At 67.4% G+C, this 12,696-nt stretch carries 12 protein-coding genes; 3 read left to right on the top strand and 9 right to left on the bottom strand.

Features of this window, described 5'->3' with window-relative positions; genetic code table 11:
• Positions 1-109: 109 nt before the first annotated feature.
• The 6 genes from MUB46_RS13135 to MUB46_RS13160 all read right to left on the bottom strand — a co-directional run bounded on the left by MUB46_RS13135 (position 110) and on the right by MUB46_RS13160 (position 5,624).
• Positions 110-934, bottom strand: coding sequence for a hypothetical protein (locus MUB46_RS13135; protein WP_261616374.1), 825 nt, complete (start codon positions 932-934; stop codon positions 110-112).
• A gap of 85 nt (positions 935-1,019) precedes the next feature.
• Positions 1,020-1,535, bottom strand: coding sequence for a hypothetical protein (locus MUB46_RS13140; protein ID WP_261616375.1), 516 nt, complete (start codon positions 1,533-1,535; stop codon positions 1,020-1,022).
• 118 nt (positions 1,536-1,653) lie between these two features.
• Positions 1,654-2,742 (bottom strand): YcjF family protein, encoded by a 1,089-nt coding sequence (locus MUB46_RS13145; protein WP_261616376.1) that lies wholly within the window; start codon positions 2,740-2,742, stop codon positions 1,654-1,656.
• Positions 2,739-4,229, bottom strand: a complete 1,491-nt coding sequence (locus tag MUB46_RS13150; RefSeq protein WP_425256261.1) for a YcjX family GTP-binding protein — start codon at positions 4,227-4,229, stop codon at positions 2,739-2,741. The genes MUB46_RS13145 and MUB46_RS13150 overlap by 4 nt, the downstream gene beginning before the upstream one ends.
• Positions 4,230-4,314: 85 nt before the next feature.
• Positions 4,315-4,839, bottom strand: coding sequence for a SixA phosphatase family protein (locus MUB46_RS13155; protein WP_261616378.1), 525 nt, complete (start codon positions 4,837-4,839; stop codon positions 4,315-4,317).
• Positions 4,840-4,856: 17 nt separating this feature from the next.
• On the bottom strand, positions 4,857-5,624 hold the full coding sequence (locus MUB46_RS13160; RefSeq protein WP_261616379.1) for a crotonase/enoyl-CoA hydratase family protein: 768 nt from the start codon (positions 5,622-5,624) through the stop codon (positions 4,857-4,859).
• A gap of 104 nt (positions 5,625-5,728) precedes the next feature.
• On the opposite strand from MUB46_RS13160, the gene MUB46_RS13165 reads away from it, so the two are divergent.
• Positions 5,729-7,036: an NAD(P)/FAD-dependent oxidoreductase gene (locus MUB46_RS13165; RefSeq protein ID WP_261616380.1), complete on the top strand. Its 1,308-nt coding sequence runs from the start codon at positions 5,729-5,731 to the stop codon at positions 7,034-7,036.
• Between the two features lie 167 nt (positions 7,037-7,203).
• Positions 7,204-8,679, top strand: coding sequence for a diguanylate cyclase (locus tag MUB46_RS13170; protein ID WP_261616381.1), 1,476 nt, complete (start codon positions 7,204-7,206; stop codon positions 8,677-8,679).
• Between the two features lie 52 nt (positions 8,680-8,731).
• On the opposite strand, the gene MUB46_RS13175 is transcribed toward MUB46_RS13170, so the two are convergent.
• The 3 genes from MUB46_RS13175 to MUB46_RS13185 form a co-directional block, all read right to left on the bottom strand.
• A complete protein-coding gene (locus MUB46_RS13175; protein ID WP_261616382.1) occupies positions 8,732-9,193 on the bottom strand; it encodes a BA14K family protein in 462 nt (153 codons plus the stop codon).
• 298 nt (positions 9,194-9,491) lie between these two features.
• Positions 9,492-10,040: a fasciclin domain-containing protein gene (locus tag MUB46_RS13180; RefSeq protein ID WP_261616383.1), complete on the bottom strand. Its 549-nt coding sequence runs from the start codon at positions 10,038-10,040 to the stop codon at positions 9,492-9,494.
• 161 nt (positions 10,041-10,201) lie between these two features.
• Positions 10,202-11,047 (bottom strand): AAA family ATPase, encoded by an 846-nt coding sequence (locus tag MUB46_RS13185; RefSeq protein ID WP_261616384.1) that lies wholly within the window; start codon positions 11,045-11,047, stop codon positions 10,202-10,204.
• 250 nt (positions 11,048-11,297) lie between these two features.
• On the opposite strand from MUB46_RS13185, the gene MUB46_RS13190 reads away from it, so the two are divergent.
• Positions 11,298-12,671: a flagellar hook protein FlgE gene (locus tag MUB46_RS13190; protein WP_261616385.1), complete on the top strand. Its 1,374-nt coding sequence runs from the start codon at positions 11,298-11,300 to the stop codon at positions 12,669-12,671.
• Positions 12,672-12,696 lie beyond the last annotated feature (25 nt).

Genomic DNA, 12,696 nt, shown 5'->3' on the forward strand with positions numbered 1-12,696 from the left:
CCGATCGCGCCGTCGTCCAAGCGCCCGCCGCCATGCTGCAAGACGTGCGGCAAGAAATGCCGGAGCGGCGGTGCCGCCCCGGCCGGTTGACCGGCTCAGGCGCCGCCGATCAGGGCTCGACGACGTCGAAGACGACGCGCAGCACGGCGCCGTCGCGGTGGCGCTTGCGCTTGGGCTCGAGGATCATCATGACGTCGAACTGTCCGGGCCCGAAATCCGTGGCCATGTAGGACTGCTGACCGCGGGTGCGCGGATCGGCGTCGATGTACTCCTCGTAGAACGCCAGGTTCTGCGAGTTCTGGCTGACCTGCGAGGTTCCCTCGTCATCGCTGATCTCGACCGTGGACTTGGTCACCCAGCCATAGCCGTTCCTCTGGCCCGTCGGGCTGTTGGTGAGTTTCTTCAGCTGCAGCCAGAGATACCGGGTCTTTTCTGACGGATCGGTGTCGATCAGCAGCCAGCCCCGATAGTCCTCGAGGTCCGGGTTGCCGCCGTTCAGCGCCGCATCGTAGGAATAGGCGAAATTCCAGCGCGCCCGTCCGGTGTGGGTCGAGGGGACGCCATTGGCGGGATCGGCGACCTGATGGCCGGCGGGAACCACGATGTGCACGATGCCCTTGCCGTCCACGTATGTCGGCGGGATGTCGTAGCCCTGACGGTAGTGCGCCTTGATCGCCAGCTCGATCCCGGCCCTGTCGAACCGGCGGATGACGAAGTTCGTGGCCGGGATGCCGGTGCCGGCGTACATGGTGCCGACGGCGCCCGGATCCTGGGCGGTGATGTCCAGGTCCTCGGTCAGATACGTGTCGACCGCCTTCGAGTATTGCGCGTAATAAGGATGGGATTTACGCCGACCGGCCTCGGACTCGGCTGTAATCAATACAAAAGACGCAGCGATTCCGAGGGACAACGCGAGCTTGAGCGCAGTCTTCATCTATTGCCTCCTCAAACGTTTGCCGGGAGACAATGGCATGATTCCCTTGCGTCAGGCCACCTGGGGTGGCAGGGCGCGCGATACTCTAGTTAGTCGCGAGGAAGGTCAGGTCGGCGGAGACGAAGTCGTCGCTGCCGGCTTCGGGCATGGTGCGGCCGACGATGCGGAAGCGGGCGTCCTCCGGATCGATGACGAGGGTGGACACCGCGCGGCCGTTGGTCTCGAAATCGTTGTGGCGCACCTTGAAGACCAGCCGCCTGCCATTGCGCAGTCCGGTCAGCGGCGGGCTCTTCGAGCCGAGCGAGTCCTGCCACACCGCCGAGTAGTAGCCCTTCGTGGTGTTGTAGGTCAGCGCGATCTTGAAGGTGCCGGTGAAGCGGTCGCCGCCGCAGCGTCCGCTCAACTCCAGCTGGTCGCTGCCGCGCAGCGTGCCGTCGACGCGGCAGACGAGCTTTTCCTGCGGTGCGTCGCCGGCGGTGCGGACCGCTCCGGTGCCGCGCCATTGCCCGGTGAAGCCCTTGAGAAAGCCGTTCTCTCCGGCATGCGCGCCGGGGGCGGCGAGCGCAAAGAGGACTGCGGCGGCGGCCGTAAGGCGTGACATGGAGCGGATCATACGAATCTTCTCATCCAAACTCGCGGCGCTTTTGTGACGGCGGCGAATCGATAGGCGGCGAAATGCGCGCGCCAAGTCCCTAAATGACCCATCGGCGGGGGAATCGTCAATCGGCCTTCGCGGCGGCCTTGCCCTTGTCTCCGGTGCCGGCCACCAGCGTCGACATGACGTCGGAGATGCCGGGCGGGCTATTGGCAAGCCAGGGCAGGGGGCGGCAGACGTCGAGCGCGGCCAGGCCGACCCGGGCCGTCATCATGCCGTTGACGACACCTTCGCCGAGACGGGCCGACAGGCGCGCGGCCACGCCGTGGCCGACGAGCTGCTGGATCAGGCTGTCGGTCATGGCGATGCCCCCGGTGACCGCGAGATGGGCGATCGACAGCTTCAGCAGCCGGTAGAGGGCAAGCCCCGACGGACGCCCGCCATAGAGCACGCCGATGCGGCGCACGAGGCGGACCGTCTCGATCAGCACATAGGCGATGTCGACGAGCGCGCGCGGACTGATCGCCGTCACCACCGACACCCGGCCGGCCGCGCCGGTGATCAGCGCCCGGGCCTCCGCGTCCATGCGGGTCATCAGCTCCTTCTCGGCCAGGCGCAGGAGGTCGCGTCCGTCGATGATATCGTCGGCATGCTCGCTGACGGCGGCCCGCGCCCGCGCCGTCTCCGGCCGGCGGGCATAAAGCGCGACCGTCTCGCGGACGATGCGCCGTGCGGCGTCGCGGTCGTCGTCGGCGGCGGCCGCGTCGGCATCGGCCCGCAGATGGGTGACGCGGGACAGGCGCATCAGGCCGGCGATCTCGCGGCCCACCACCACCAGCAGGGCGAGGGCGGTGAGGCCGGCGAGGCCGAGCGCGATCCAGCCCAGCACGTCGTTGCGGGCGAACAGGCCGGCGACGAAATCGGTGATCCAGATGCCGACGGCGAACGAGAGGAAGGCGCCGAACGCACCGAAGAACAGCTTGCCCCAGGCGAAGCCGCGCCGCGGCGCGGGCGGCACTTCGACAAGCGCGCCGCCGGACTCCGCCGCGAAGGCGTCCTCGGCGTCCGGCGTGAGGACGGCCTTGGGCTTCGACTTCGCCCGCGCGCGTGCCGCCGTGCCGGGGGGCTCGTGCGGGCCGCCGGGGTCCTCGACCAGGACGGCGGCGTCGGACAGCCGGAACGCGGCGGGGCGGCGGATCTTCTTGTCGTTCATTCGAGCCGGTCTCCGATCAGGAACTGCAGCGTCCGGTCGAGCCGGATGTGGGGCAGCGACAGCGACAGGCCTTCGGCGGTGCGCTGCAGCGCCGGCGGGCGGAAGCGCACGAAGCGATAGGCCTCGGCTTCGTCCTCGGAAACCGATTCAGGAACTTCGAAGATTGATTCAGGGTGTTCGAAAACCGATTCCGGATCGGCGGGCAAGTCCCCGGGAAATATAGCGATTTCCTCCTTGCCGTCGAACGTCTCGCCGTCGACGCGCTGGCCCTTCTCGGGCGTGCCGACGATGCAGTCGAGGCTCTCGCGCCCGCGCCTGACGGTCGCCTCGCGGGTCGCGCGGACGGAGGCCAGGGCGACCACGTCGACCTCGGCGCCGGCGAAGGCGGCACGCACGGCGGCGGTCTGGACGAGGCGCGACAGGATCGCCTCGAGCCGGTCGTGGCTGCGGTGGTGCAGGTGGTCGGCCTTGGTGGCGGCGAAGACGATCCGGTCGATGCGGCGGGTGAGGATGCGCGACAGCCAGCTCGCGCGTCCGGGCCGGAAGCAGGCGAGGATCTCCGACAGGGCGGTTTCCAGGTCGGCGATCGCCGAGGGGCCGGCATTCAGGGCCTGCAGCGCGTCGACCAGCACGATCTGCCGGTCCAGGCGGGCGAAATGGTCGCGGAAGAACGGCTTCACCACCACCGACTTGTAGGCCTCGTAGCGGCGCTCCATCATCGCGGCGAGCGTGTGCCGGCCGGCCCGGGCGCCCGGGCCCATGTCGAGGGGCGCGAAGGTGAACGCCGGCGAGCCCTCGAGGTCACCGGGCATCAGGAACCGGCCGGGCGGCAGGGCGGAGAGCGAGAAGCGCTCGTCGCGGCAGGCGCGCAGATAGGTGGTTAAGAGCTCGGCGGCCATGCGGGCGGCGGTCTCGTCCTCGGGACCGTCGGGATCGAGCGTCTGAAGATGGGCGTGCCAGTCGGCCGCCAGCCGCGATCGCGGCGCCACGCGCGACTGCGCGATCGTGCGGGCCGACCAGTCGGCGTAGCTCTGGTTCAGGAGCGGCAGGTCGAGCAGCCACTCGCCGGGGTAGTCGACGATATCCAGATGCAGCTTGCCGGGACCGATCCGGCTGCCCCAGAAGGTGGCCGACTCGTATTCGATCGTGACCCTGAGCTCGCTGACCCGGCGCGTCGACTCCGGCCAGTGGCGATCCTTTCCGGTGAGCGCCTCGACATGGGCCTCGTAGTCGAAGCGCGGCACGTCGTCGTCTGGCTGCGGATCGAGATGGGCGCGGGAGAGGCGCCCCTCGGCCATGGCGTCGAACACCGGCAGGCGGCCGCCATGGACGAGATTGTGGACGAGGGCGGTGATGAACACCGTCTTGCCGGAGCGCGACAGGCCCGTGACCCCGAGCCTGAGCGAGGGGGCGACGAGGCCGCCTGCGAAATCGATGAGATTGCCGACCGCGAGCCGGGCCTCGTCGGCGATGGACGTTCTGGTCACGCTGCGCTCACTGCCGGTCATTCCCGTCAGCAATGTAGGAGCGATGGCCCGCTTTCGGAATAGCGGACCGGAAAACGCTTCTATCTCAATCTTCTAGATCGAGCATCTTGGGCGTGCAGAAGGCGGTCAGGCGGCCGGCGCCGGGGCCGATCTCGTCCCAGCGCGGGCCGTCGAAATCGATGATGGCGAGTGCGCCGGTCGGGTATTTCTCGCGCATCAGCGTCAGCGCCCGGGCGTCGCCGGCCGGCGCCAGCACCATCGCCACCTCTTCCATCGCGGGGTTGTGGCCGACCAGCATCAGCGTGTTGGCGGTGCCGCCGGCCATCCGTGCGGCCGTCAGATAGCCCTCGGCATCGGCCTCGTAGAGGCGGCGGGTAAACGCCACTTCCATGTCGGAGGCCATATGCGGCAGCATCAGCGCCAGGGTCTCGCGGGCCCGCTGGGCGGTGGAGCAGACGATGCGCTGCGGCAACAGGCCCTGCTGCACCATGAACTTCGCGATCGCGGGTGCCGCGGACCGCCCGCGGCTGTTGAGTGGACGGTCGAAATCGGCGCGGCCGGGATCGGACCAGGACGACTTGGCGTGGCGGAGCAAAAGCAGGCGGGGCATGGGATCGGGCTCCGGGTTCAGGCGATCTTGGAGAAATCGGGCTTGCGCTTTTCCATGAAGGCGGTGAACGCCTCGCGCGCCTCGGGCGAGGACAGCTGTGCGGTGAAGATGCGCACTTCCTCCAGAATTCGCGCCTCCAGGGCGGCAACGTCGCCCTTCAGGAGCCGCTTGGACTCGCGCATGGCCGAGGGCGGCTGCGCGGCGATGCGGGCGGCGACGTCCATGACGTCGGCCTCCAGCGCCTCCGGTGCAACGACATGGTTGGCGATGCCGAGCTCGACGGCGCGGGCCCCGTCGAAGGGATCGCCCAGCATGATCAGCTCGGCGGCGCGCACGTGGCCCAGCACCCGCGGCAGCAGCAGCGTCGAGCCGGCTTCCGGCACCAGACCGAGATTGACGAAGGGCAGGCGCAGCTTCGCCCGTGCCGTCACGAACACCAAGTCGCAGTGCAGCAGGGTGGTGGTGCCGATGCCGACCGCATCGCCGTCGACGCCCGCGACGAGCGGAACCGTCGAGCGGGCGAGCGCCCGCAGGTAGCGCACCACCGGTGCGTCTTCGTCGTGCGGGGGACGCGACAGGAAGTCGCCGATGTCGTTGCCGGCGCAGAAGGAGCCCTCGCTGCCGAGCAGGACGATGGCGCGCACATCGCGGTCCGCCTCGGCGCCGGCGATCGCGTCGGCCAGCGCGGCGTACATGTCGACGGTCAGCGCGTTCTTCTTGTCCGGCCGCGCGATACGGATGACGAGGACATGGCCTTCGCGGCGGCTCTGGATGTGGTCGCTCATTTCGATTTCCCGGTTGTATCGTTCCGGCGGCTTGCCGACGGGCGCTGCATACCATAACCAGCCGTCCCAGTGACGTCAGCCAGCGTAGCCGCGCGAGACCGCAGATGACCGATCCAGCCCACATAGACAGCTTTTATGCCGCGACCATGACGGAGGCGCCCGCCCGGCCGCCGCTGGAGGGAAAGGCGGAGGCCGAGGTCTGCGTCATCGGCGGGGGGCTCGCCGGGCTCACCACCGCGCGGGAGCTCGCCGCCGCCGGGCGCTCGGTTGTGCTGGTGGAAGGCGCGCGCGTCGGCTGGGCGGCGTCGGGCCGCAACGGCGGTTTCGTCTCGCCGGGCTATGCCGAAGGCATCGACGCGATCGAGGACAAGCTCGGCTACGAGCATGCAAGGGCGCTTTGGGACCTGTCCGTCGAGGGCGTGGACTATGTGCGCGGGGCGATCGACGAACTGAAGCCGGCGGGCGTGGACCCGGTGCCGGGCTGGCTGAAGGTGATCCGCTACGACGATGCGGATGGGCTGAAGCGCCGCGCGGAGACCATGGCGACCCGCTACGGGCATCCGCGGGACTTCTGGCCGACCGAACATGTGCGCGAGACGCTGAGGACGAACACCTACTTCCAGGGGCTGCACGACACGACGGCGTTCCATATCCATCCACTCAACTACGCGCTGGCGCTGGCCGCCGACGCCGAGGCGAAGGGCGCGCGGATCTGCGAGGGGACGCCGGCGCAGCGGCTCGATCGCGGGCGTGCCGGCTGGATCGTCGAGACGCCGCAAGGCACCGTGTCGGCGCGCGACGTGGTGCTTTCGGGCAGCGCCTATCCGCCGAATTTGTGGCGGCAGATCGACCGGGCGGTGCTGCCGATCGCGACCTACGTGATCGTCACCGAGCCGATGGCCGACCGGCTGGCCGAGTCGATCCGGTTCGGCGGCTGCATCGGCGATACCCGCCGCGCCTCCGACTACTACCGGATCGTCGAAGACGGCCGGCTGCTGTGGGGCGGGCGCATCACCACGCGCCGCTCCGAACCGGCGCATCTGGCGCAGATGCTGAAGCGCGACATCCTGGCGATCTATCCGCAGCTCGGCGATTTCCGGGTCGAATTCGCGTGGGGCGGCCTGATGGGCTACGCGGTGCACAAGATGCCGCTAATCGGGCGCATTGGCGAGGGGCTGTGGGCCTGCACGGCGTTCGGTGGGCACGGGCTCAACACCACGGCGATCGGCGGCAGCCTGATCGCGCGGGCTATTGCCGGCGGCGACGATACCTGGAAACGGTTCAGGCCGTATCGCCCGCTCTGGGGCGGCGGATCGCTGGGCCGTGCGGCAACCCAGCTCATATACTGGAAGTTGCAATTCCTCGACGCTCTGGAAGAGCGCAGGGCGCGTCGCGGCGACGATTCCGCGTGAGTTCGGCCCGGGGGCGGGGGGGCGTCAGGATCTCGTCGTTTTGCCGTCTAAAATGCGCAATCGATACAATTCTAGTTTTATCAACACGAACTTTTTCAGTTTCTGACGCTACGTAGCTGACTCCGGGGCGAGGACCACCAGACGATCGGCACGGGAGCAATATAAACGTGGCGTCACTTGGATCTGCGGCGGGACAACCGGAAATCGAAATTTACTTTGATGGAATTGAAAGGCGAACCGTCTTCGCCGAGGTTCGGGACCTGCTCGACGACTGGCGTCATGCCGCCCGCGAGGACGGGGGGCTGCCGCGTCGGGACCGGTTTGCCAGGCACATCGCCGGGCCCGGTGGCGTCAACCTGATGCTGCTGAACGCCGAGAACGGCGACTTCCGTTTCGACGTCGTCGGCGATCAGGTTTCCGCGCTCTTCGGCCACGACCCCACAGGCCGCCTGCTCGGCGATATGCCCTATCCCTCAGCGCACGCCTACATGCCGCGCTACAAGTACTGCATCGAGACGGGCGCGCCGACGTTCACCGTCCAGCGCAAGGTGAGTTTCGGCGTTCCCGGCGCCAGCGAACGGCTGCTGTTGCCGCTGCGCCAGGAAAACGGCAACGCCGGGATGCTCGTCTACGTGCGGTCGCGGGCCGACAACTACGACCTGATCCGCGCGGTCTTCAACGCCAGCCAGCACGGCATCCTGGTGGTTTCGGCGATGCGCGACCGCCTGGGCGCGGTCGCCGATTTCGAGATCACGGCGGTCAACAGTTCGGCAGCGGCGCTGTTCGGCGGCGACCCGGGCGATCTGGTTGGCAAAGGGCTGAAGTCGCTGTTGCCGCTCGCGGATCTCGAGCGCGTGTGGCCGGATCTTCACGCGAGCCTGGAGACCGGCGTCACCCGCGTCTACGAAGCGCTGGAGGCATCGGGCGCGCGGGGTGGCGTCTACCGGATCAGCAGCGCCAGGGTCGGCGACGGGCTGGCGATCACCATCTCGGACCTGACGCAGCTGCAGAAGACGATGCAGACGCTGGAGACCCAGCACGCGAGCCTGGTCAAGGTGAACGCCGAGCTGCGCTCGGAAGTGGCCCGGCGCCGGCGTCTGGAGGCCGAGCTCAAGCAACTCGCGGAAACCGATCCTCTGACGGGGATCGCCAACCGCCGCCGCTTCATCCAATCCATGACCGATTGCCTGGACGGGGCCGACGAAACGGCGGCGCAATCGGCGCTGATCCTGTTCGATATCGACGACTTCAAGGCGGTGAACGATCGCTACGGCCACCCGGCGGGTGACAGCGTTTTGCGTGAAATCGCCCGGATCGTCTCCGGGCATTTCGGCGACGATGCCGTGTTCGGTCGCCTCGGCGGCGAGGAGTTCGGCGTATTCCTGCCCGAGGCGCCCGGCGAACACGGGTGCCGGATCGCGGAAACGCTTCGCCGGATCATCGCCGGGACGGTGCACGGCGATCCCGGTCGACCAATCAAGGTAACGGCGAGTTTCGGGGTGACGACGATACAGCCGCCCTGCGAGGTCGAGACCCTGGTGGCCTTAGCCGACGAGGCGCTCTACGCCGCCAAATGGCAAGGTCGCAATCGGGTCGAATACAACTGCGCCGTCGCGCATGCGCACGGCACGGAAGCCGGCTGATCGGTAACATAAAAACGCCGGGCCCTGAGGCCCGGCGTCCGGTCTCGCCGGCCTACTGGCAGAACCGCTTCTGGCCGCTGTAGGTCGTGTAGTAGCCCGTATTCGGGTCGAACGAGCGAAACTTTGACGAACAGTACTGGTACCAGGCCGGCGTCCAGGGCTGCAGGCCGCCGGCGGGCTGGGCCGCGCGCTGGTTCATGCAGTTGTAGTAGGCCGTGTCATAGGCATTCTGGTAGCGCTGGGCGTGGGTCGCCGCGCCGCCCACGGCGCCGGTGCCGCCGCCGATCAGCGCGCCCGTGCCGGCGCCCCTGCTGCCGCCGATGATGCCGCCGATGATCGCGCCGCCCACCGCGCCCACGGCCGCGCCGCCAAGCACCTCGGTGCCGGAGGAGACGCGCTTCGCGTAGTCGCGCGCATAGGCGTCGCAGCTCGCGTGCGACTGGGCGGCGGCATTGCCCGCCATGCCCAGCGAAACGAGTGCGGCGCATGCAATCGTTGCAAGTCTGGTTTTCATCTGCTGGTTCCTGTCGTTCTTCCGCCAATGCGATCGAAAGGGCTTCCGCCAAAGCGATCCAACGGGCTCGCGTTTTTCGCCAAGGCGTCGCGTTTCCATGCGCGCCGCCCTGACCGGGACGCGTTTTCTGGTCCCGGCGAGACCGTGGCTATCGTACCGGAAGACAGGTGTCTATCCAAACGATTCGGCGCCGATACGGGCGTCCTGTGCAGCCGGCCCATGCCCGATGTTGCGCCGAAAACGGAAAGGGCCGCGGTCGAACCGACCGCGGCCCCGCTTCGGCCGGTTGGCCGACAAATCAGGGAAGCAGAACCGTATCGATGACGTGGATGACGCCGTTGGACTGATCGACGTCGGCGACGGTGACGGTTGCCGTGTTGCCCTTGGCGTCCGTGATCTTGACGGCGTCGCCGTCGAGCATGGCGGTCAGGGTGGCGCCCTGCACGGTCGTCAGTTCCGCCTTGCCGCCCATGGCCGAGATCTTTTCGACGAGGGCCGATGCGGTCACGTCACCGGAAACCACGTGGTAGGTGAGAACGGCAACGAGTTGATCCTTGTTTTCGGGCTTGAGCAGCGTTTCCACGGTGCCGGCGGGCAACTTCTGGAAAGCGGCGTCGACCGGAGCGAAGACGGTGAAGGGGCCCTTGCCCTGGAGCGTCTCGACCAGGCCGGCGGCCTGGACGGCGGCGACAAGGGTCTTGTGGTCCTGGGAGGCTGAGGCGTTCTCGACGATGTTTTTCGACGCATGCATCTCGGCGCCACCGACCATCTTGGCGATCGAGGGCGTCGATACGGCGGCGAGCGCCAGGCCGGCAATTCCGAAGACAGCATACTTGAACGGTTTCATGTCGTTCTCCCGTAACGAAGGTTGACCTCTCTTGGAGGATTGGCGGGAGCTACGCAGTCGATCGGCCGGCGGCCTTGCCGCCGCCGTTCAAGTTCGTGTGAGGCGGACGTGATTCAGGGGCTTCCCCGGCCGGATGGCCGCCGTCCGACGTGGCAAGGGGGCTAGTTGCCGCCGCGCCGCGTCATGAAGGCGAGGCGCTCGAACAGATGGACGTCCTGCTCGTTCTTGAGCAGCGCGCCATGCAGCGGCGGGATCAGCTTCTTGGGATCGCGCTCGCGCAGCGCGGTCTCGTCGATGTCCTCGGACAGCAGGAGCTTGATCCAGTCGAGCAGTTCGGAGGTAGACGGCTTCTTCTTGAGGCCCGGCACGTCGCGGATGTCGTAGAAGACCGACAGCGCTTCCTGGAGAAGCCGCTTCTTGAGGCCGGGGAAGTGGACGTCGACGATCGCGGACATGGTGTCGGGATCGGGGAAGCGGATGTAGTGGAAGAAGCACCGGCGCAGGAAGGCGTCGGGCAGCTCCTTCTCGTTGTTGGAGGTGATGACGACGATCGGGCGGACGCGCGCATGGACCATCTCGCCGGTCTCGTAGACGTAGAACTCCATGCGGTCGAGTTCCTGCAGCAGGTCGTTGGGGAACTCGATATCGGCCTTGTCGATCTCGTCGATGAGAAGGACCGGGCGCTGCTCCGCGGTGAAGGCGTCCCAGAGCCGGCCGCGGCGGATGTAGTTGCGGATGTCGTGGACCCGCTCGTCGCCGAGCTGGCTGTCGCGCAGGCGGCTGACGGCGTCGTACTCGTACAGGCCCTGCTGCGCCTTGGTAGTCGACTTGATGTGCCATTCCAGCAGCGGCACGCCGAGGCTGTTGGCCATCTCGTGGGCCAGGACCGTCTTGCCCGTCCCGGGCTCGCCCTTGACCAGCAGCGGGCGCTCCAGCGTGATCGCGGCATTGACGGCGATCCGCAGATCCTCGGTGGCGACGTAGCTTCCAGTACCCTCGAAACGCATTCCGGCGGCTCCCAAATCCATTGCGCGGCAACTGGTAGCGCAGTTCCGACAAAGGGGCTACCGGCGCGCGGCATTTTTTGCCGCGACGGGGAATTTCTTCCGCGTCGGATACGGGTTCGCTGACCGGGGTTCTCGATAAGTCTTTGAATTTATTGATGTCGTCATGCTGGCACGGCGATTGCTGCCCGTGCCTACGAATGGGTGCGGCCGGTTGGGCCGAACTCCGCGTATTCCATCGGAGGGATGAGCTATGGGTATCTATGGGGCGCTGGCGACGGCGGTGTCGGGGCTGAAGGCGCAGTCGTTCGCGCTCGAGCACGTGTCCGGCAACATCGCCAATTCTCAGACGGTCGGCTTCAAGCGGACGGAGACGACGTTCGCCGACCTGGTGCCGGATTCCCCGTACTACAAGCAGCTCGCCGGCGGCGTTCAGGTGTTCACCCGGGCGACCAACAACGTGCAGGGCGATATCCGTGCCGCCGAAGTGCCGACCTTCATGGGGATCAACGGCGACGGCTTCTTCATCGTTGAGCAGCGTGCCGACATGGCCGACGGCAACCCGGTGTTCGGCGGCGTCGACTACTACACGCGCCGGGGCGACTTCGAGTTCGACCGCAGCGGCTACCTGGTCAACGGCGCGGGCAACTACCTGAAGGCAATCCGCGTCGACCCGCAGACCGGCAACCTCGTCGGCAGCCTGCCGGAACCGGTGCGCATCACCAACGACTTCCTGCCGGCTCAGGCCACGTCGCAGATCGACCTGCGCGCCAACCTCTCGTCCTATCCGATGACGACCGCCGCGGATCCGGACATCCCGGACAGCGAGCTGCTGAATCCGGCCGACTACAACAACAACCCGACCGCGGGCGCCGACGGGCTCATCCAGGGCCAGGACGTCTCGACCTTCCTGGACCAGTCGATCTCGGGCAGCGCGATCACCGTCTACGACTCCGCCGGCGCGCCGGTGAACATCCAGATGCGCTGGGCGAAGACCGACAATACCAACGGCGGCGGCTCGGATACCTGGAACCTGTTCTATCAGGTGGATTCCAACGCGACCGGCACCGACACCGCCTGGCTCAATGTCGGGCAGGACTACGTCTTCAACTCCTCCGGCCAGCTCACGCCCGATATCGCGCAGGTGAACCTGACCGGCGTGACGGTGAACGGCGTGAACGTGGGCGACATCACCCTCAAGCACGGCGTCAACGGCATCACCCAGTTTGCCGACTCCAACGGCAACGCGCAGGTTACGGAGCTCAGGCAGAACGGCTATGCCGCCGGCGAGCTGGTCGGCGTGTCGATCTCGGAAGCCGGGCGTATCGTGGCGAGCTACACCAACGGCCGCACCGTCGATCTCTACGAAGTGCGGCTGGCGTCCTTCAATGCCGAGAACCGGCTGCAGAAGATGGACGGCGGCACCTATGCGGTGACCCAGGACTCGGGCCCGGCGATCCTCGGGGCGCAGGGCTCCATCATCGGCGCCTCGGTGGAAAGCTCGAATACCGACATCGCCGACGAATTCACCAAGCTGATCGTCACGCAGCAGGCCTACGCCGCCGGCACCCGCATCGTCACGACCAGCAACGAGATGCTCCAGGAAGTGCTCAACATGATCCGCTGACGCGGATCGTCAGTGCGGGCCCGGC

It is taken from the genome of Microbaculum marinisediminis, from assembly GCF_025397915.1.
Classification (GTDB): domain Bacteria; phylum Pseudomonadota; class Alphaproteobacteria; order Rhizobiales; family Tepidamorphaceae; genus Microbaculum; species Microbaculum marinisediminis.